A 20,575-nucleotide genomic window follows, 5' to 3' on the forward strand; every position below is an offset into this window, starting at 1 on the left:
AGCGTGCGCAATTATACGACGATTAAACAGAGCAAAATCAAATGACCGGCTATACCAACGGCTAAAACGTTTTTCACTCATACCGCTGTAACGGTTCATATTTCTATAGGTTGCCTTGCCTTGAAATACGATTAGTGTCGCCAACAATGCCGCTATAAATGTGCGTTGAGGCTTATTAACATTGGACATTGAGCGTAAAACCGTTTTTACTATGCTTTCCAAAGATAGATTCCTGTGACAATACGACTTTGATAACCGCATTCTCGCAGTTTCTATTTTTGGTACAACCTACCACTCTCAGCCAAAAACTGTCTACAGTATTGAGTTACACATTAATAGTTTACTGTCATCACTCTTTCAGGCTCAATATTTCTGACATAGTTCTTCCAGTTCTGGTACTCCTGAGAATCCTTATTAACTAGTTTGACTTGCCCATTAACAATGGCCAGAGACTTATCACCTAACTCACTCTTCAATGAGTCATCATCCCAGCGCCACTTCTGATTTGCTGCTGCAGAACAACTTCTAACGGTCAGTGTTCCATCATCTTCAGCGGTTAAGCAGCGATCTGCCGCAACTCGAGATTTATAACGCTGGTACTGATCAAGACCCCATAGCTGATTATTCGCATAATGACAGTCATAGCCAACTACAGCAGCCCCCTCATCAGTCGAGTTACCTGCTACATCCAAACAAATGCCGCTGGCACTGTCATATTTGTAAGCTTCTATTGAAACGTTAATTTCCGGCTCAAATACAGGGGCATCCCAGTTTACTGTAAAGACTTTAGGTAATGTATATTCTGTACCGTAAAAAGACCAAGGAGTATAGCCCTGAAAAAAACCTGCATATTGAACACGACCACCCAGTGCTCCAACATAAATACGATTATTAATTGTAAACCGTGATTGTCCTTGCCTATCTGCTGCTACCCTAAAAGTTGCACTAAAACCAGGTTTATAGTTAGCGTAAGAAGCAGCGGTAAATGCACTGTCTTTAAAGAACCAGTCACTGCACCATAATGCACAGGTATCATGAGTTCGCCAATTCTTACTCTCATCATCAAACTTACGATCCCAAACCCATTTGGCTCGGTCTTGACTTCCAGCTCTAGACTGATTCTCTATAGTGTACTCATATGCTTTGTAGGAAACCCAACGTTGGCTGTTGTAACTAAAACTTCCTTTAGCATGCACACCTACCACTGGCCCCTTATCACCAACATCAGCTTTACCACCCGCTTCAACCCCAATGGTAATGCCAGTTACTTCACGAATATCCGACTCTTTTGGCTTGTTATTTGGAGTCGAATGATAAAGACGCACATCATTATCAGCGGGTATCACTTCAACCCCGTATTTCATAGCAATGGGACCAAACCAAGTAATGCGGTTTGCCCAACTCTCAAACCAAGTATGTTTGTGGGCTGGTTTATCCACCAAGTGCCAACCAGCACCACCACTTGCTGAGTCTCCAACAGAATCGCCATCACCAGGATTTAGAGTAATTCGAACATATTTTGCGTTATCTGCATTACTGTCACCACCACCGCTAAATGGCACTGAACGTACAAAATCGATATTATAAAATAATGACACACTGGCTTTTCCATCGCAGGCATCTTCAACCATGCCATTCCAAGTTCCATTATTGGTAAAACCATTTCCATCAAACTCATCACCTACACGACATTTAAAACCAACATGTCTAAATTCTAAAGGGATAGTAACTTCTGGACGATATTTTGTTCCCTCACCACCCGATGTTGCAACAACGCTACTATATGCCAATGCACTTCGTTTTACTCGTTTGGATTTTTTCTTATCAGTCGATTTTTTATCACTGCTTGAGTTATCCCAGTTAGCAACGATACTTTTAACTTCAGCGACTAAATAATCTATTTGCTCAGCTTCTGAAAGTTCATTATTTACAGAAAGGGATTTATATTCGGCTTTTCCATTTTTCCTTTGGACTGCCACAATAGGATCAGTCAAGCCGATGCCAATAATTTGTGCAACAAATTGCGAGGCTTCACTACTATTTACAACATTTGTGTTATCAATAATAACTACTTTACCACTACGATATGCTCTCCTAGCAAGACTAATTTCATCTTTACTCAAATAATTTGAGGCATTCACAACAACTAATTGAGATTGCATTAAATCACTAACGCTATAAGCAGAAATAGTTTGCCAACTCGTTTTTTGTGAAAGACTACTTGTAAAGTCACTGTGTGAAGATATTGTTGAAATTTGCTTATGGGTGATTAAATAACCAGGCAACACATTCTCTTGATTATATTCTGTACTAGCAGTTACAGGAAGGTAGCTAAATAGGGAGACACCTATTATACCAACTTGCATAGAAGTCCACAGCCTACGCCGTATAGCGCAGAAAAGCTGCTTCTTATTTAACATCACAGTCCCCTTAAATCTTAATTATATTTTTGTTTCACCGTGATCCTAAAACAACTCACCTCCATTATCATAATAGTAAATTATTTCTAAAGTTTTTTTTTAATTCCATATTATTATACATTAATATATTAATAAACTCGTAAACTACTATTAGAAACGAATATAAATTTCAGCCATTAGCTCATATCACGCCACACCACTTACTAAAATACAAACAACAAGGACGGCAGTCTACAAATATTAAAAAGTATTTTAAAATAATTCTATTCTTGAAACTCACCAATCACTTTGATACAACTAATTACAAATTCATTAAACCTACAAACCTCATAAACAAAATAATCTGACAAATCAAAAAATATACAAACACAACAAATTAGATACAAAAAACTTAAACAGCACACCAACACAAAACAATAACAACCACTTTAATCGCTTTATTAAAAAAACGTTTACCACAAACATTTTTATAATTTAATTCAAACTTAATAACAGCCATCCAAGATATAAAACCATAGAACACCGAACTCTAGACTTATTACATTAAAGTTACTAACTTTCAATTACAGCAAGCAGTACTGACATATATATTTCCGAAACATTACTGAAACAAAAAAAAGATTAGATTTTTTTTGTTTTTCCCTGCAAACCAAAATTTTATTGCTATAGTTCAATCGTGTCATTCAATGTCGTGGAGTATATTGATACCCCCTGTTATACCCTTAGCAATAGCTTAAGGTATATTAATCAATAACTCCTCTGCAGGTAAGAATTACTTACATTTAACTAATGACACTTATCTACTCCTAGCTTACGCAAGGATATTGCGTGAGGAATATTTTAATTTGTCATATTTACAACCACAAAGGTTAACGAGGGAATTATGAGCATCAATTGGAATGAAGGACAACTTATTACTTTAGGACAAGGTGAAACTGCCACTTGTAATGGAAACTTAAACAACGGCCAGCTTTACTGCTTGTTCTTCTATAATGCTGCTGGAAATGATGCAGATACTAATGTTAGTGTTGTATGGTCAAACAGCCAACCACCTGTTCAAGTACCCGTTCCAGGTACTACAGGTAATAAAGGTAAAGCAGCACTTTGCTTTCTTGACGGCAGTGAAACAAATACAGTTTCTGCTAATGTATTACAAGGCAGCCCTGGTGCAAAAATTCAGGCTTTTATTGGTAGTGTTAAAATGCCAATAAACACTCATGGTATTGAAAATAGAGAGCTACCTTTAGATGGTGACCGCCATAGCTTTAATAAATTCACTCGCTACTATGCAGTTCCTGAGACTCATTGGTATGCAGCTCAAATTCAAAGCAATATTAATCAGTTTATTTCTGTACAGTTTGCAGAGCACCAAGCAGAAGTTAAAGTTGTAAATAGCGTTGTTGATCCAAACTTAGTCATTAAGTATGCAGGCTCTTCTCAAAACCTGGTTAAAGTTGAAAAATCAGACTCACAGTCAATTGCTTGGAACCTACAAGGTAATGGCCAACAGCTAGTCTGGATCAATGCTGATAGCGTTCAGGACAGCCAAGGCGCCTCTATTACTGTACAATCACTAAGCAATGTGTATGCTGAGCAAAGATAATTAGCTTTCCCCATAAGGGTTTACTAACAAATAAACCCTATTTTAGTCAGTTATCCTCATAACGCAGGATAACTGACTTTTTTTGTATTAGGGCCTGTTATATACCCAAAACGAAGAGTTTTTAGGGGCGGCCGTCAAGCGATGAAGCCCCAGGAGCTTATATTAATAAGTGACTGGGATGGCAGTTAAATGCTCCTGCATAAACTGCATTCCCACCGTCCTTGGTGGTCAAGAGCGCTGACAACAAACCCTAAAAATGATTCGTGAAGGGTATATAACAGGCCCTAAATAAGTAATCAACGATTAACCTCTGTGGTCAGCATTGAATAAAAGTAAGCTGGTAGCACTTTCACCAGATGATCATTTAAACGTTGCTCTAAAAGACTCTCATCTTGTGAAGAAACTTTAAAAGGCCAACGTTTCTTTGCTAAGCCATTATCACCATGATAGATAACTAATTCTGCAGAACCTCTTAGCCAATACCAGCCTTGCCTATAGGAGACAGGCGCCTTATCAACATTTAACTCTACTGAGTAATTTGTCTGATCTGAAATAGAAATTCCTGCACCACTTACCACAGATGTAAGTAAATCAAAGTCCTGCTTCTTATCAGCATCAACCACAAAACGAAGTGAAGACAGCCCCTGTTGTATCTGTTGCTGAATAGTCAATGAGTTGATTTTACTTGTTATACCTCTTCCTGTTAAAACACTCAGCCGCTGGTTATCAGTCTCTCTCTTTAATTGGTAATGTCTTGCCTTTTCCAACGTGGCCAGTGCTACAAGAGGATTTGTTGCCTGCTGCTGTGCATACACAAGTGCATTATTCGTATTTCGATCAGCAGCCAAAATTGATTTTCTTAGCCTTCGCGCAAGGGGTGATTTCTTTAATATTGCCAGACTGTAATAGCGTCCATCTTTTGACTTGTAACGCTCAACGACACGACCCCCTTCTAGTACTTGTTTTGTTTCAGTATTTACTTGTCGTGTGAATTTTTGCTCGTTAGCAAAGCGTTTTTCATTCGAACTTCCCAACATACTCGCTTGAGAGAAGTCACTTGATACATCTGCAATACTTACCTCGAAAAATTTTGCTAAATTCGCTAATGCTCTACTGTCCGCTAAGTGTTGAGTATCTGCCTCACCCACTGCAATCACATACTTTTTTTCCGGATAGCCTTTTGGTTGATGTGTAAGCCAATCTGGCCGTTTAGGCGAAGCTACACACCCAGATAGTATAAATATATAGAAAAAAATCGTAAATAAGCGAAAATTATCATTTATTTTCACGATTAAAACCTTAAATAATTTTTAAAGTACACAATAAGTAACCACTACATATAGTGACTATAAACCCGGTTTGTCACTCCCGGTATAAAAAGCAGTACTTTCTGCCCCGCTTTTATATCTAACATAAACTCATCAAGCTTTTTCCCTTTCACTATTGATGTGGATAGCGATGGCTCTTCAGCTTTATCTTTGAGTCGTGTAATAGAGAATAATTTATCCCAAAGATTATTCTTTTCTGCTGCTATTTTTCCCTTTACTTTACTTGGAAATAATTGATAGCGACCAGGAGCTAACCTAACTCTGGCTACCTGTATTGATGAAGGTAACATATTCCAGCTTCTTACATCAGCTGCTTCTGTTAATACTGAGGCAATATTTAATAATATTGAAAGTCCTTCAGTATTTTTCCCTTGACTCATTTTAATTGCTAAGTGTTTAGTAATCATCCGAGCCAGTGCTGTTGAATATATAACTTTTTGCTGTGCCTCTAGGTCTTCTCGTACAATTTTTTCCACATTTTCAATTGGCACTGTGTTATATACTTTATCTCCAGTGGTAAATGTCAGCGGATTAATTGGTTTAGTTTGATCTGAGTAGTAAGGTAGTGCCAGAGTAACATTATGCTCTAACTTTGGCACGTACACTGTAATAAAGTTTTGTTTTTTTGCACTTACTATACCATCCCAAAATATAACGGTTAGTTCTCCTTTTTTTGTATCTACTCGCTCAGCTTTTTTTCCATACAACTTAACATATTTTTTATATTCGTTTTTTAAACCCAGCGAATAGCTACATCGTAAAAGACTGTTCTGTAACACACTCGGAATATCCATTTCTCTTTTTTTCATAAACCGAGCTGCATTTCGATAACTTATCATTGCGCTATCCACTTCATTGAGTAGCTCGTAAACCAGTCCAGCCAAATACTCCATACTCGCTAAACGACCTATCATTTCACTGGTCTCCGCAAATTTCTTCGCTTTAACCTGAGCTTGAAGTACTTCTACTCGTGCTTCATTCAACTGTCCCGTAAGTAAATAATTAGTTACCAGAATCTGGTGTATGAGCATCTGTTCACCCGGTGTAGCCACATAACTTTTTAATGTATCATTAACTGTCACTGCACCTATATTTTCGCTGATACTTATAGCTTCTACTTGCTGAATGACTTTTTTAGCTGTTTGTAAGTCTTTAATAGAAGCCTCAAAATCTCCCGATAAGCTTTTCAGTATTCCATAATTTAAAAGAAACTGTACTCGATCACGCTCTGGAAAAGCTATCTTCTCTAATTTAGATAAAACCTGCTCTGGAGGATCGCTTTCCAGTTGTGAGGCAAGAGAGTTTACTCGCATTGACGTTATAGAACATCCCTGTAGTAACGCAAATAATAATACCCCTAAAATAAAGGGGTAATTATATCTTATGATTCTCATCAGTAAACTTTAGGGTAGCCTTTAGTGTATAAGTAAATGATTTAATAACGAAACTTACTATTTTCGACAAGTTTTTTAATTTTTTTCTGCCCTAACCATACTTTTCTGTTATCTGCCATACTGACTAATGTTAAATCAACTTGGTAATAACGAACTTGTTTATTGTCATTTATATCAATAATCGTATTAATTTGTCCTTGCAACATAAAGTCTGCTCCACGTTCCTGACCAGCTGCATTACGCGTATCTTCACTTGCGTGTAAATCCTGATCCTTACGCTCATCACGAATTTCATTACGATCATTGCTTGAAGCTACAAACTCAACACGACCAGAGTTGACTAACTCTCGTTCCAACTCTGCGACAAATGTTCGTACATTAATATGCTCATGGCTTAAGTTACGTACAGAGCCAACAATGACAGCTGGCGTTTTACTTCTATGTGCTGAAAAATTAGTCAGCCAGGGACGGCTAAGTGCATCAGTAATCATTTCCCTGGCAACTAATTGTGAATCAGTATCATTCCAGGCTCCACTGAGGTCTATCGACTCATCTGCTCCCATGCGTGTAACTTTGGTCATGTTACATGCTGTTAGCAACAAGCTCACTACACCAACCGTTAATACTTTTATTAAATAATTCACTACATATTTCCTTTCATAAAGCGATCAAACTTTAAGTTTGTATTTTTGATAAAACGTCTTTTAAAACTATCGCTTAATTTATCTGCACGCTTAATAGACTTTTCTAACTTTTCCAAATCAAGCTGCACGATTGCATAAATATCTTCTGTACTTTGGTCCCGCCAATGGCCAATAACCTTTACCCCGGTCAAAACAAGCTGCGTTTGTGCATTTATCTCATGTTCGATGTTTGTATCAACATCTTCACCATCACTACCCTGGTAATCATTATGTACAGTATCCATTGAAACAGATAGTACTCTGGCGATTTCAGCTCTTGCACGATTTTCAGCTGTTGACTTCTGCAAGGAAAAGTCTCCGATATTTGGAGCCATACCTACACCAAAAATAAAACGGCCATCATCATTTGAGACTGCTTGTGTTCCTTCATTGACCCAATCTGGAGCTCCGTCAACACCAAGATCACTTTTAACACGAGTTTCACCCGAACAGCCAACCAACAACACTGCACTCAACAACCATATACATATAAAGAAAAATCGCTTTTTCATTACCCACCTTGTTCCTGAAAAATTTGATACGTTATTTCCCAAATCACAACAAGTAAAGTGTGGTGGAAATAAAACGCAATGGTCATTCGACCAACAGCAATAATTATACTAGAGGACGGATTATAACCATGGAGCTGGAATGGACAAAAGATTTGAAGAGTTTTTTATATCGATGGCAGCATTGTTGATTAAAAATTAATCACTCATAATATCTGACTGTAGATAATCAAATACGTTTACAAGACTAAACTGTACTTTAGTACGTCGACTTTACCTGTAAGTGCTAGCTCAAATACCAATCATAAGATTTTTTTAAAAGTTAATCGCGTAAAGCCTCATTTTCTTGTCATAAGAAAATTCTTTAGAGCCATCACTATATACTTCATCAGACTTACAATTTTCACCAAGCTCCTCAATGTACTCCAAACCCAGTTTAGTGAGTAAGCGAATACATTGCACATTATCAGGTGTTGTGATAGCAACAACTCGCTTTAATTTCAATATTTGTTTTGCATATTTCAGTACAGCACATGCTGATTCATAAGCATAACCGTACCCACAATACTCTGGTAAAAAACCGTATCCTATATCAATACTATCTAAAGTATCTCGTTTAATTAAGCCGCATATGCCCAGAGGTTTCTGCTCATCTTTTGACTCTACAAGATACAGTCCAACGCCCTCCTGCGCATACATTCTTATTGGTCCATCGATAAGGTAGGCTTTTGCATCATTAGTGGATCTAATGTTTTTATCGCCGACAAAAATTAAAAATGGTTTAGTATTATATAGTTTGAAAATAAAATCTGAATCTTTTTCTGTTAAATATCTAATAACTAATCTTTCTGTTTCAACAATGATCATTAATTCCTCAACTAATAATCAATTACCCATAATACACAAGCTATTTAGCTCATTTAGCCTGTGACGATCTTGCTGCTACCAGGACCAATTATAATGTTCCCATTACTCACCTGACTACCCACAGTTGCAACGGGTCGCCCATCCACTAGCACAGTTGTACTACCAGAAATAATTACACTGCCATCACTTAGTTTATCACCGACCCTAGCCACAGGTAGTCCTTGATCTTTCATGAATGTACTTCCTTCAATAATCATATTCCCTTTGCTGTCTTTGTCTCCTACTCTGGCAACCTAAAGCATGATACCACCACTTTTTTAAATAAAGTTATAGCGCTCCTTGTCTTTAATTTACATCACTTCATATGAAAACATCCCCACTACGAAGGTTTTTGAGTGGGGATAACAACCTTACTTATTACCAAACAAACTCATCTTTTTTTATTCACCCAACCAGTCAATTCGGTATAAATCACGCCGTCGATCCAGAAAATTACGGACTGAACCTTCATTCTGTAAAACCTGTAATTTCTTTAAATCGACATCCACAATCAGTGTCATTTCAGTATTAGGTGTTGTTTCAGCCATAATCGCATCATGAGGAAAAGCAAAGTCTGATGGGGAAAATACAGCTGTATGGCCATATTGAATATCAACGCTATCCACTTTGGGTAAATTACCAATACTTCCAGCAATGGCTACATAACATTCATTTTCGATAGCACGTGCCTGAGCACAACGACGAACACGCAGATATCCATTTTTAGTATCCGTCCAAAAAGGCACGAGTAAAATCTGCATATCTTGATCTGCCAACAAACGTGCTAACTCAGGAAATTCAACATCATAGCAAATCAAAACACCGACTCGTCCAAAGTCAGTATCAAATAAATGAAGATCATTACCTCCTTGCATGATCCAGTCTTTCTTTTCGTGAGGCGTAGGATGTAGTTTATATTGCGCTTCATAGGTTCCATCACGTTTACACATATAAGCAACATTATAAAGCTCATCATCTTCAATTAGCGGCATGGAACCAGCAATAATATTGATATTATAACTTACTGCCAATTTAGACATTTCTTCCCGAATTTGATCAGTAAACTCAGCCAAAAAACGAATAGCTTCTACTGAGTTTTTATGATGTTGTAACCCCATGAGTGGTGCGTGAAAAAACTCAGGAAACAAAGCAACATCACAACGATAATCTGATAACGCGTCAATAAAGTATTCTGCTTGTTGGAGTAAATCTTCAACACTATGCAGCTCACGCATTTGCCATTGTACACAACCTATCCGTGCCGTATTCTTTTTAGCCCCAAATAATTTACGACGTCTTGGATTATAGTAAATATTGAACCACTCAAGCAGTGTTGCAAAACCTCTTGAGTCTTCATCTTCAGGCAAATAGTCTGTAAGAACTCTTTTCACTTCAAAGTCATTTGACAATTGAAAGGTTAAAATTGGGTCATATATTTCTTTCCGCTTAACCGCTTCAATGTACTCTTGTGGTGATAAATCTTTACCATGCTTTCTATAATGAGGAATTCGTCCACCAGCAATAATGGCCCGAAGATTTAGACTCCGACAAAGTTCTTTTCTTGCTTCATACAACCTACGGCCTAATCGCATATCTCTGTACTCAGGATCGACAAATACATCAACACCATAAAGCACATCCCCATTAGGATCATGGGTTGTTAAATAAGCATTACCTGTTATTTCATCATACGTATGCTCATCACCAAATTGGTCATAATCTACGATCACTGAAAAAGCCGCCGCAACAACAACACCATTATCATCAATACAGATTTGTCCCTCGGGAAAAGTTTTTAGCATGGTGCGATACTTCGATTTTGGCCACCCTCCCCCCATTTGAAGATACACTCGATCCATAATATTTTTTATATCATCGTAGTCTTCAAGCTTTAAATTTCTTAGCTGCAAACGGTGGTCAATATTCTCATCACCATTGTTTGTTGAATTACCCATCTCAAACCTCTGCAACCCTATTATTTATTTTATAGCTAACTTATTAATAAAAATTATAGTCGTACTTAAATTAATTAAAGCTTATTACAAAAAAGGAGGCGTTCACGCCTCCTTTTATAATTACCTACACATTTTGTGTTTTATTAAAGTCACACACATTTATTTGCCTGACTAGGTAACAATGGTTGTGTAATCAATGGATACAATACACCTTGCTGAATAAGTTGACTAGCTATTTCAATATCAGGAGAGAAGTATCTATCTTCTTCATAAAACTTCACTTTTTCTCGTAATATATTATATGCCTGCTGTAATGGCTCAGAAGTTAATAATGGCTTCCTAAAGTCTAACCCTTGTACAACACCTAACCACTCAATCGCAATAATACCCGCTGTATTGGCCGCCATAGTTTTCAACCTGCGTGCAGCATAGGTTGCCATTGAAACATGGTCTTCCTGATTAGCAGAAGTCGGTAAACTATCAACACTAGAAGGATGAGCCAGGCTCTTATTCTCACTGGCTAGTGCCGCTGCCGTTACTTGCGCAATCATAAACCCTGAGTTCACACCACTATTAGCAACCAAAAAAGGTGGCAACTGACTCATATGTTTATCGACCAGCAGTGCAATACGACGTTCAGACAAAGCCCCCACCTCTGCAATGGCTAATGCTAAATTATCGGCTGCCATAGCAATAGGTTCTGCATGGAAGTTCCCACCTGAAACAATATCGTCTGCAAATACCAAAGGATTGTCAGACACCGCATTCGCTTCTGTAATAATGATTTCTGCGGCATGACGCATCTGTTGTAAACAGGCTCCCATCACTTGAGGCTGACAACGCAGCGAATAAGGATCTTGCACACGATCACAATTGACATGAGAGGCTTCTATTTGGCTTTTATCCAATAAGTCTCTGAACATTAATGCCACATCAATTTGTGCCTGATGCCCCCTCACTTGATGTATTTCAGCCATAAATGGTTTACGACTGCCCAAGGTGGCATCCACACACGTTGCACCAGTCACCATTCCTGCAGCAAACACATCTTCTGTAGCAAATAGTCCTGCCAAAGCAAGTGCGGTTGAGGCTTGTGTGCCATTCAATAACGCTAAGCCCTCTTTAGGGGCCAGAGTAAGCGGCTCCATATTGATTTGCGTTAAGGCCACCTTCGCAGGCATCCGCTCTCCGTTATAAAATGCTTCACCCTCACCTATAAGCGTGGCAGCCATATGCGCTAGAGGCGCTAAATCACCTGAAGCACCGACTGAGCCTTGAGCAGGAATTAACGGATAAACTCCAGTATTAAGTAATTGACAAAGTGCTTGAATAACCTCAGGCCGTACTCCAGAAAAGCCTCGGGCTAAACTGTTAATTTTCAGCAGTAACATCAACCGAACAACAGGCTCATCCAGTGGATCACCGATCCCAGCAGCATGAGATAGCACCAAACAATGCTGTAGTTTTTCCAGTTCATCATCAGCAATACGGGTACTCGCCAAAACGCCAAACCCGGTGTTCACACCATACACTGTCCGCCCTTGAGCCAGCACTTGCGCAATTACATCAGCGCTGGCTGAAACAGCTGACCATGCCTGATCATCTAAGGAAACCTGGCAAGGGCTTTGCCACACTTGCCTGAGTTGCGCCAATGTTAATTGGCCCGGTTGCAACTTCATATGATCCATACTCGCTTTCTCCGGTCCTTTGCTAACAGATCGTTGCAATATAATTAGATTTACACAGTTTTCATTAACTATTGCACGACCTTTTTAGTATTGTTTTATATTGCTTAATTCATATATCGCAATTTCGGATATATAAGCACTTTAATTATTTTTTATGTATCCAACATGGGTAAATCCAGCTGCTGCTCTTGGGCACAATTAATAGCAATGTCATAACCGGCATCAGCGTGACGCATAACCCCTGTCGCCGGATCATTACGTAATACACGCTGTAAACGGCGGTCAGCATCCTCAGAACCATCACACACAATGACAAACCCAGCATGTTGACTGAATCCCATACCAACCCCACCACCATGGTGAATGCTGACCCACGTTGCGCCACTGGCAGTATTTAGCATGGCATTTAATAATGGCCAGTCGGATACGGCATCTGAACCATCCATCATGCCTTCAGTTTCTCTATTAGGACTAGCGACAGAGCCTGAGTCCAGGTGATCACGGCCAATGACAACAGGCGCGCTTAACTCACCGCGACGAACCATCTCATTAAATGCCAGTCCCAGTCTGGCTCTATCTTTTAACCCAACCCAGCAAATACGTGCAGGTAAACCCTGAAATTGGATACGCTCTCGGGCCATGTCTAGCCAATTGTGTAAATGAGGGTTATCGGGAATGAGTGCTTTGACTTTGGCATCGGTTTTATAAATATCGTCAGGATTACCAGAAAGTGCTGCCCAGCGGAAAGGCCCTATACCCTCACAAAACAGAGGCCTGATATAAGCAGGTACAAAACCAGGAAAATCAAACGCATTGGTAACCCCTTCTTCAAGGGCCATCTGCCGAATATTGTTGCCATAATCAAAAGTTTTGGCACCACGACTTTGCAATGTCAGCATGGCCTGAACCTGCTCAGCCATCGATACTTTAGCTGCCTTAATAACTGCCTGAGGATCACGCTCACGCATCTCGTCAGCATGCGTCAAAGACCAGCCTTTTGGCAGGTAGCCATTCAGTGGATCATGTGCACTGGTTTGGTCCGTAACTAAGTCAGGTAGCACATTGCGTTCAACCAGGGCAGGAAATACATCTGCTGCATTTCCCAATAAACCGACTGATACCGCTTTACCCTGTGCACAATGCTGCTCAATAAGCGCTAAAGCCTCATCCAAGCTGTATACTTTGTGGTCCAAATAACGGGTTTCCAGGCGTTTATCGATCCGGCTTTCATCGCACTCTACTGCTAAACAGCTTGCTCCAGCCATTGTTGCGGCCAGTGGCTGAGCGCCCCCCATTCCCCCAAGGCCTGCGGTCAGTATCCAACGCCCCGATAAATCACCTTTAAAGTGCTGTTTGCCCGCAGCGACAAAGGTTTCATACGTGCCTTGTACAATGCCTTGCGAACCGATGTAGATCCATGAACCCGCCGTCATCTGGCCATACATCATTAAGCCCTGCTTATCGAGCGTATTAAAATGATCCCAGTTTGCCCAATGTGGCACTAAGTTCGAGTTGGCAATCAACACGCGCGGTGCATCTGCATGGGTTTTAAAAACACCAACTGGTTTACCTGATTGCACTAATAAGGTTTCGTCATCTTCAAGCCGCTGGAGTACTTCAACAATCTTGTCGTAACAAGGCCAGTCCCTAGCAGCACGACCAATGCCACCATACACCACCAACTCTTGGGGTTTCTCTGCAACCTCGGGGTCTAAATTATTCATCAACATGCGCAATGGGGCTTCCGTCAGCCAGCTTTTCGTATGTAACTCAGTGCCTCGATAAGCACGAATCTTACGGCTTGAATCATGACGCTTCATGTTGGCTCTCCTCGCTTACATCCTAACTAATTGGATTTTTTATGAGTTATTTCTAACGATTTATTGCAGTAAATTAGCCACTAATCGAGCAGCCACTTTGGCGCTTATTTGGTCGCGGTCATAGGTAGGGTTTAACTCTGCAACATCGGCCAGCATCAACTTATGGCTATAGTGCTGACGTAAATGGCTAATAATGTGCTCAACCACCCAGGGGTGAACACCCATAGCAGCTGGTGCACTAACCCCAGGAACAAGTGCGGCAGGAAACACATCCATATCAATGGTCAGGTATAACCAGTCGATCTCTGCCACAAAGGCATCAATCCAGCTAAGCGTTTCAGGCAGTTGCCCCTCGGAAAGTTGAGTGTCGAACTGATACTGAATCTGCCACTGATCCGCTCGCTGGAATAACGCCTGGGTATTACTCCAGCGGCTAATGCCCAGACAGCCATAATGAAAAGGCCATTTATGCGCTTCACACCACTGTGCCACTTGATAAAAAGGCGTACCCGATGAAGGTCCATTGGAACCGGGTTTTCGAATATCAAAGTGCGGGTCTACATTAAGTATGCCAATTCGTGGGAGCTGTGGTTGACATAGTGCCCACTGGGCCAAGCCCAAAAAGCTACCAAAGCTCACTTCATGCCCCCCACCCAGCACCATCGGCTTGGCACCCGCTTGAAAAATACCTGTAATGGCATCAGCCAAGGTTTGCTGCGCTTGGGTAAGATCAGCTTGAAGTAAACGATCCTCTTCAGCACAAATCACATCACCTCCATCCCAAATTGCAGCTTTAGACAATGTGTGAGTACCCGCTTGTATTGTTTGATCCTGAATATTCAGCATTTCACTGTGGGCAATGATTTCATCATGCCAAGGTAAGTTAGCGAGTGCTTTCCGAATAGCCTCCGGCCCCCCAGCAGCACCAACACGCCCTTGGTTACGACGCACACCTTCCTCACAGACAAAGCCCAATAAGACTGTGCCTTGAGTAGGCCAATCAGGCTTGGATAAACATTGCACTTGTTGATGCCAGCGATAGCCTGCTGTTCCTTCTTCAGTATCTTCTCGGCCTTGCCAAATAGTTGCTGGCGTGGGTTTCCAGCATTTCAATGCTATTTTTGATTCCATGCTCCCCTCTACTTATCTTTATTGCCTTACTTATTTTTTGCTACCTTCCAAGGTCATCTCCTCTTTGTGAAGGTTTTTAAGCCGACAACACCTGCCCTCCTAAAACACGAGAACGTAATGAGTGAGTACCGACCATATAGGCAAGCTCTGCAGGATGATCTATATCCCAGCAACAAAAATCCGCTTTCATTCCTACCTTAATCATCCCGCACTCATCGGCGATCCCCAACGCCTGGGCTGCATGACGTGTAACACCCGCCAGTGCTTCAGCTGGTGTTAGCCGAAAAAACGTGCAGGCCATGTTTAACATGAGCTGCAATGAAGCTAGTGGGGATGTTCCAGGGTTAAAATCCGTCGCAAGTGCTATAGGGACTTGATACTGACGCAATAGCTCAATAGGGGGTAATTGCTTTTCACGCAAAAAATAAAAGGCACCAGGTAATAACACAGCGACTGTTCCTGCAGCTTGCATGGCTTTTACACCACCCTCATCCAAATATTCGAGATGGTCTGCCGATAAAGCCCCTAGAGACGCAGCCATAGCAGCACCTTGCTGATTGGAAAGCTGTTCCGCATGGATTTTGACGGATAAACCAAGTTGCTCAGCCGTTAATAAAACACGCTGGCTTTGTGCTTTGGAAAACCCAACCGTTTCACAAAAAACATCGACTGCATCCACTAAGCCTTGGTTAACCGCTGCGGGAAGGATGGTGTGACAAACAAAATCAATGTATGCATCTGCATCGTGTTGATATTCCGGAGGGAGTGCATGTGCTGCTAACAAAGTAGTCTTAACACGGACTGGAAGCGTTCTTGCTAATTGGCGTGCCACCCGCAGTTGTTTCAACTCATCGGCTAGAGTCAGTCCGTAGCCAGATTTGATTTCAATCGTCGTGACCCCTTCACTAAGCCATGACTGCAGTCGCTGCTTGGCAAGCTCATACAATTCAGCCTCGCATAATTCACGGGTCGCTCTAACCGTTGCCTGGATACCACCACCTTGCTGCGCAATGGTTTGATAATCAACACCTTGTAAACGTTGTTCAAACTCATTCGCTCGATTGCCTGCAAAGACAAGGTGAGTATGCGGGTCAATGAGTCCAGGGGTAACCCATTGTTGGTGTAAGTCGGTACAGGAAACAGATGAGTTTAACTCAACCGCTTCAGACATCGGCACAAGCGCATGGATAAAGCCTGCCTTAGTGCCTAAGGCATAGTTTTCAAGGTACCCATATTCCCTATCAACCGCTGGGTCCATGCTAGCAATACGTGCATTAAGCCAAATGTGATCACATACCCTCAGGTTATCATGCATAGCCTGTTACTCGCTCAGGATAAAATGGTTTCTTATATTTATAGAACACCAGTTACATTAATGGCGCCATCAATTGTATATACAATTAAAAGTAAGCGGCCAAAATGTCAACCTTTAAAGCGATATTTGTATATACATTTAGCATTTTATAACAAAGTAGTGAAATTAGTTACCTGACTACACAAAGCCAGCCCAATGCCTGCTGAACACGCCGTGAATCCGTCCCTGGAGGCTCGACTGCCGCATCCATGCGGCAAACAGTTCTGCAGCCATCAGCCAGACTTTGCTAAAGCAGCACCTATTTAGAATACAATCTAGACGTTGAAAAAATGTAAGAGCAGTCCTGTGAAAAGGATTTTAGAGGGGACAAAATAAAAACCAAAAAATTATTCTTGGATAGATATATCTCTTCCAATATTTGAGATATAAAAGCCTGGCGTTGTATCCATGCTGCCTTTCGCTTTAGGGATCTGACCTAAAGCAAACATATAAATATCCCCACCATATGCTCTAAAATATACCTCATCAAACATTGAACCATCCTGTTTACAAAGCAACTGTTTTTTTTGCTTTTCACACTGAACAAAAGTTTGTCTACTCTTATACTTTAAAATAAATCTATCTAAATCATAGCTCAGTGTATTCTCCTTACTGTTTTGCAAATACATAAACCTTTTCACTTGTTGGTCCGCCCTCTTATCACCTGCAACAAATTGAAAAGCAGAAAAATAAGTCTTTCCATCTTTGACATCAAAATAAATGAGCGCATAAACATTATGATATTCTAATGCTTTGCTGAACATCATATTACCGGCATGAATTTCGCTGACATAATGGCTTGCTTGAGCTATTTTGGGCATATCCCCATATTTGAAACTTTTGAGCTTAGAGCACAAATATTCTATCTGCCTAGTACATTTACTTAAAACAAGCGTATTGATATAAAAATCAATTTTTTGTTCATCTGACATTTCTTCTGAGGCAGTGGTATTCTGAGCAGTGATAACCAACCACAACACGAGTAAATAGTACTTATTCATAAATCCCACTCAAAGACTATCAAAACTCACTAATCTTTTCTGCTTTCTATGCAAGGAGTAAAAGCATAGCAACCACTAGGGCCTGTTAACACAATTTGAATATCACTGTTATGATGGTAAAAGCACTCATCTAGGCGCAAAGCGTGAAGTTTAGTGGTTCTAAATGAACAATGAGCAATAACGAGTAGTGTTTTTACCGTCATCCCCCTTCGGGCCGTGATTATTTTTCCACCTAGCGGCGTTACAAGTCATTTATGTAGAATGACTACACGATATTCCTTGTGCCTTGCTAGGTGAAAAAATAGTCTACGGCAGTGGTGATTCAAATAGAGTTAACAGGCCTTAAGAGAGTATAGGCCACAGCATCGAAACACACGGATAGTCTCAGCAGACGGACCCACTAGAAAAGATTTACAGGGTGCTAAAATGGAATTATGTATCCTTGCTTAACAAGTGATTCACTCTGTCCTCTAGCTCAAGGATCAGCTCAGGATCCATATAGTGATACTCATCAGGAATATCAAGCACATAAACAGGCTTATATTCTAGTAATCGGCCAAAGGCAGCTTGAAGTCTATTTTTATGCTTTTTCTCCATCACAAAAATAACATCCGCCCAGCGGATATCCGCTGGGTTAACAGTTCTCCTAGCGCGTGGACTAGTGCCAGCCGATCTGACATAAAACCTTGGATCGTTTTTCCATACAGTTTCAGCGGTAGGACTTCGCCATTGATTACGACTACAAATAAACAATAAGTTAACGGGCTTAGTCATTGATCAACAGTTCTTTATCAAGCAATTGTCGACAACTCAAACGAGGATACGGAAACCCTAACTGTTTTGCTCGAGAAAGTTTTTCTGAACGAAGATATACCATTTTCCAGTTTTTCTCAGGTTTCCATAGGTCTTTAGAACCCATTCCCTTGTTGTGGTTTACGTGATTTTTGAACCTTCTCCAGGCTCTATCTCGAGTATGAAACATTTTTAATCCTCTTACGTTTATCGGGTTCAGCAGCCGCGATAATACGGAGAGGAAGATTCGTAAATGGATACCCAACTACGAGCCATAAATGTCAAGCGAAAATTATACTGTTTTTTTATATAGACTCAACCTTTAGTTTGAGTTGGTTTCACTAAGGGAGTTTTGCCCGCTTTCCCTGTATAGATGTTTAAGTTCTTGCCAATTCACACTTTTTTGTTCTAACTGTTTTTTTTGATAATGATTGATAATTTCTCCCGCGATAGAAACTGCAACTTCCATAGGTCGTTTACCGGGCACTTCACACAAACCTATTGGGCATTGAATACGACTAATAACTTCGTCGCTAAAGTTTTTATACTTTAGCCTTTGTTGAAAACGCCTCCACTTATTTTTTGAGCCAATTAAACCTAAATAGCTGAAATCACTCTTCTTTAAAACTGCTTCACAAATTAAAAAGTCTAGTTGATGATTATGCGTCATTACCAAGTAATAACTATTAACAGGCATTTCACTCACAGCTGCCTCAGGCTGATCAATGTTAATTAGCGTCACATTGCTTGGAATATAAACTGGAAACTCATTTTCTCTACTATCCACCCAATGAACTTTACAAGGCAGTTCACTCAAAATTGAAACTAATGCCTTTCCTACATGGCCCGCCCCAAACAACATGACATAGACATAACTTCCAGTAAATTTCTCAAACAGAACATCAGTACTTCCTCCACAGCATTGACCAAGTGAAGGCCCTAAAGGAAAGTAACCTATATGCTGCTGAACAGTCGAGTCCGCTAATATTTTACGAGCCAATGCAATCACTTGGTACTCTAGGTTGCCGCCACCTATTGAGTCAAAGAAATCATCTTGTGTTATCACCATCTTTGTACCCGCATTACGAGGAGTGGATCCTTTGGTAGCAAGTAACGTAACCAGAACAAAATCTTTGTCCGCACTATTGAGTTGAGAAATAGCATCTATCCAGCTTGCAACCATCATAAACCTACTTCACTTGCGGTACATTGTTGCTCGATTGCCTGTAAAACCCTTTCTGGAGTAGCAGGGGTATCAAGCCTAGGGCTAATAGAATAGTTAGCAAGGCTGGAAATAGCATCACGAATAGCAGCCCAAACAGAAATAGCGAGCATTAAAGGCGGTTCTCCCACCGCCTTAGAATGATAAATAGTATGGCTCTATATGGATTCCTAGGGGGTTATATCAATAGCTCTATTAGATCATTAAGTAAGCTTTTTCCTCGGCACTTTATATTGTACACAAACTCAAATAATGCTAAATAAAAAGGTAGTTTTTCTTGAGAAATACCTCGATGAGGTCTTAACCATGAGCGTAGTAATGACCAACAACCTTCAATGGTGTTAACATGTACTTCGTGAAAACCATCCCCATCTTCATCACGAGCATACTCCCAGGGCAATCGCATATAAATTTACACCGAACAAATTAGCTTCATTAAATATTCATGATCCCAACCAGCAGAGAGTCTCTTATTTTTTATTAATAAATAAAAACCACGTCCTATGGGCGTGGTCATCGTCAGCGAAAGGCTATGCCTGAATGATCTGCTCATGGTATTCGTTTACTTGGTTATCCCCATAACTGAGTAAAGGAAAGACACATGAGCAGATTTGAAACAAAGGCCTTACTGGGGAAATCATTTTTGGGCTAAAGGTTATTGTGTAGATACAGTTGGTATGAACGCAGAAATGATAAAAAATTATGTCAGATATCAAGAACAGCTTGAAAGACGACAAGAATAATTTGATTTTTAGTAATTAGTTTTTTG

The 20,575-nt window shown here is 40.3% G+C and carries 18 protein-coding genes and 2 pseudogenes; 2 read left to right on the forward strand and 18 right to left on the reverse strand.

Features of this window, described 5'->3' with window-relative positions:
- Both F607_RS0117100 and F607_RS0117105 read right to left on the reverse strand, forming a co-directional pair.
- On the reverse strand, positions 1-222 hold a 222-nt coding region (locus F607_RS0117100; RefSeq protein ID WP_027709080.1), incomplete at its 3' end, for a hypothetical protein.
- Positions 223-332: 110 nt separating this feature from the next.
- Positions 333-2,420: a leukocidin family pore-forming toxin gene (locus tag F607_RS0117105; RefSeq protein WP_038291697.1), complete on the reverse strand. Its 2,088-nt coding sequence runs from the start codon at positions 2,418-2,420 to the stop codon at positions 333-335.
- A gap of 883 nt (positions 2,421-3,303) precedes the next feature.
- Between F607_RS0117105 and F607_RS0117115 the strand changes: the two genes are divergently transcribed.
- Entirely contained in the window at positions 3,304-4,023 is a 720-nt protein-coding gene (locus F607_RS0117115) for a hypothetical protein (protein WP_051311578.1), read from the forward strand.
- A 296-nt stretch (positions 4,024-4,319) separates the two neighbouring features.
- Here the strand turns inward: F607_RS0117115 and F607_RS0117120 are convergent, their stop codons facing one another.
- The 16 genes and pseudogenes from F607_RS0117120 to F607_RS36135 form a co-directional block, all read right to left on the reverse strand.
- A complete protein-coding gene (locus F607_RS0117120) occupies positions 4,320-5,312 on the reverse strand; it encodes an LPP20 family lipoprotein (protein ID WP_051311579.1) in 993 nt (330 codons plus the stop codon).
- 44 nt (positions 5,313-5,356) lie between these two features.
- Positions 5,357-6,745, reverse strand: coding sequence for a COG3014 family protein (locus tag F607_RS30185; protein ID WP_157365506.1), 1,389 nt, complete (start codon positions 6,743-6,745; stop codon positions 5,357-5,359).
- A gap of 41 nt (positions 6,746-6,786) precedes the next feature.
- Positions 6,787-7,389, reverse strand: coding sequence for a penicillin-binding protein activator LpoB (locus tag F607_RS0117130; protein WP_027709084.1), 603 nt, complete (start codon positions 7,387-7,389; stop codon positions 6,787-6,789).
- Positions 7,389-7,940 carry an LPP20 family lipoprotein gene (locus tag F607_RS30190; RefSeq protein WP_084611298.1) on the reverse strand — a complete coding sequence of 184 codons (552 nt, stop codon included), beginning with the start codon at positions 7,938-7,940 and terminating at the stop codon, positions 7,389-7,391. Before F607_RS30190 ends, F607_RS0117130 begins: the two co-directional genes overlap by 1 nt.
- A 312-nt stretch (positions 7,941-8,252) precedes the next feature.
- Positions 8,253-8,804 carry a GNAT family N-acetyltransferase gene (locus F607_RS0117140; protein ID WP_027709085.1) on the reverse strand — a complete coding sequence of 184 codons (552 nt, stop codon included), beginning with the start codon at positions 8,802-8,804 and terminating at the stop codon, positions 8,253-8,255.
- Positions 8,805-8,857: 53 nt separating this feature from the next.
- A pseudogene (locus F607_RS30195) lies at positions 8,858-9,076 on the reverse strand (PAAR domain-containing protein); the annotation flags it as partial.
- A 168-nt stretch (positions 9,077-9,244) separates the two neighbouring features.
- On the reverse strand, positions 9,245-10,798 hold the full coding sequence (locus F607_RS0117150) for a bifunctional GNAT family N-acetyltransferase/carbon-nitrogen hydrolase family protein (RefSeq protein ID WP_038291699.1): 1,554 nt from the start codon (positions 10,796-10,798) through the stop codon (positions 9,245-9,247).
- A 149-nt stretch (positions 10,799-10,947) separates the two neighbouring features.
- The gene (gene hutH / locus F607_RS0117155) at positions 10,948-12,486 is read right to left on the reverse strand and encodes a histidine ammonia-lyase (protein WP_027709087.1); all 1,539 of its coding nucleotides are present in this window, start codon (positions 12,484-12,486) and stop codon (positions 10,948-10,950) included.
- Between the two features lie 152 nt (positions 12,487-12,638).
- A complete protein-coding gene (hutU, locus tag F607_RS0117160) occupies positions 12,639-14,306 on the reverse strand; it encodes a urocanate hydratase (RefSeq protein WP_027709088.1) in 1,668 nt (555 codons plus the stop codon).
- Between the two features lie 60 nt (positions 14,307-14,366).
- The gene (hutG, locus tag F607_RS0117165) at positions 14,367-15,437 is read right to left on the reverse strand and encodes a formimidoylglutamase (protein ID WP_051311582.1); all 1,071 of its coding nucleotides are present in this window, start codon (positions 15,435-15,437) and stop codon (positions 14,367-14,369) included.
- Positions 15,438-15,513: 76 nt separating this feature from the next.
- Positions 15,514-16,752 (reverse strand): imidazolonepropionase, encoded by a 1,239-nt coding sequence (gene hutI, locus F607_RS0117170; protein WP_027709090.1) that lies wholly within the window; start codon positions 16,750-16,752, stop codon positions 15,514-15,516.
- Positions 16,753-17,138: 386 nt separating this feature from the next.
- On the reverse strand, positions 17,139-17,792 hold the full coding sequence (locus F607_RS0117180; RefSeq protein WP_027709092.1) for a hypothetical protein: 654 nt from the start codon (positions 17,790-17,792) through the stop codon (positions 17,139-17,141).
- A gap of 432 nt (positions 17,793-18,224) precedes the next feature.
- Positions 18,225-18,566, reverse strand: coding sequence for a low molecular weight protein tyrosine phosphatase family protein (locus F607_RS0117185; protein WP_027709093.1), 342 nt, complete (start codon positions 18,564-18,566; stop codon positions 18,225-18,227).
- A 340-nt stretch (positions 18,567-18,906) separates the two neighbouring features.
- On the reverse strand, positions 18,907-19,770 hold the full coding sequence (xdhC, locus tag F607_RS30200; protein ID WP_157365507.1) for a xanthine dehydrogenase accessory protein XdhC: 864 nt from the start codon (positions 19,768-19,770) through the stop codon (positions 18,907-18,909).
- Positions 19,767-19,958, reverse strand: a pseudogene (locus F607_RS33645) (hypothetical protein); the annotation flags it as partial. The pseudogene F607_RS33645 and the gene xdhC, both read right to left, overlap by 4 nt.
- Positions 19,959-19,984: 26 nt before the next feature.
- Positions 19,985-20,212 carry a hypothetical protein gene (locus F607_RS36135; RefSeq protein WP_211233665.1) on the reverse strand — a complete coding sequence of 76 codons (228 nt, stop codon included), beginning with the start codon at positions 20,210-20,212 and terminating at the stop codon, positions 19,985-19,987.
- A 205-nt stretch (positions 20,213-20,417) separates the two neighbouring features.
- On the opposite strand from F607_RS36135, the gene F607_RS33650 reads away from it, so the two are divergent.
- A complete protein-coding gene (locus F607_RS33650) occupies positions 20,418-20,549 on the forward strand; it encodes a transposase (RefSeq protein ID WP_230400453.1) in 132 nt (43 codons plus the stop codon).
- Positions 20,550-20,575: the final 26 nt, after the last annotated feature.

Origin of the sequence: Zooshikella ganghwensis DSM 15267 (assembly GCF_000428585.1) — a bacterium.
GTDB lineage: Bacteria > Pseudomonadota > Gammaproteobacteria > Pseudomonadales > Zooshikellaceae > Zooshikella > Zooshikella ganghwensis.

Bases quoted from the DNA above. Each gene is read 5' to 3' on its own strand.
- F607_RS0117105 (WP_038291697.1), bottom strand. From the start codon at position 2,420: ATGTTAAATAAGAAGCAGCTTTTCTGCGCTATACGGCGTAGGCTGTGG.
- F607_RS0117115 (WP_051311578.1), top strand. From the start codon at position 3,304: ATGAGCATCAATTGGAATGAAGGACAACTTATTACTTTAGGACAAGGT.
- F607_RS30185 (WP_157365506.1), bottom strand. From the start codon at position 6,745: ATGAGAATCATAAGATATAATTACCCCTTTATTTTAGGGGTATTATTA.
- F607_RS30190 (WP_084611298.1), bottom strand. From the start codon at position 7,940: ATGAAAAAGCGATTTTTCTTTATATGTATATGGTTGTTGAGTGCAGTG.
- F607_RS0117140 (WP_027709085.1), bottom strand. From the start codon at position 8,804: ATGATCATTGTTGAAACAGAAAGATTAGTTATTAGATATTTAACAGAA.
- F607_RS0117150 (WP_038291699.1), bottom strand. From the start codon at position 10,798: ATGGGTAATTCAACAAACAATGGTGATGAGAATATTGACCACCGTTTG.
- hutH (WP_027709087.1), bottom strand. From the start codon at position 12,486: ATGGATCATATGAAGTTGCAACCGGGCCAATTAACATTGGCGCAACTC.
- hutU (WP_027709088.1), bottom strand. From the start codon at position 14,306: ATGAAGCGTCATGATTCAAGCCGTAAGATTCGTGCTTATCGAGGCACT.
- hutG (WP_051311582.1), bottom strand. From the start codon at position 15,437: ATGGAATCAAAAATAGCATTGAAATGCTGGAAACCCACGCCAGCAACT.
- hutI (WP_027709090.1), bottom strand. From the start codon at position 16,752: ATGCATGATAACCTGAGGGTATGTGATCACATTTGGCTTAATGCACGT.
- F607_RS0117180 (WP_027709092.1), bottom strand. From the start codon at position 17,792: ATGAATAAGTACTATTTACTCGTGTTGTGGTTGGTTATCACTGCTCAG.
- F607_RS0117185 (WP_027709093.1), bottom strand. From the start codon at position 18,566: ATGACTAAGCCCGTTAACTTATTGTTTATTTGTAGTCGTAATCAATGG.
- xdhC (WP_157365507.1), bottom strand. From the start codon at position 19,770: ATGATGGTTGCAAGCTGGATAGATGCTATTTCTCAACTCAATAGTGCG.
- F607_RS36135 (WP_211233665.1), bottom strand. From the start codon at position 20,212: ATGCGATTGCCCTGGGAGTATGCTCGTGATGAAGATGGGGATGGTTTT.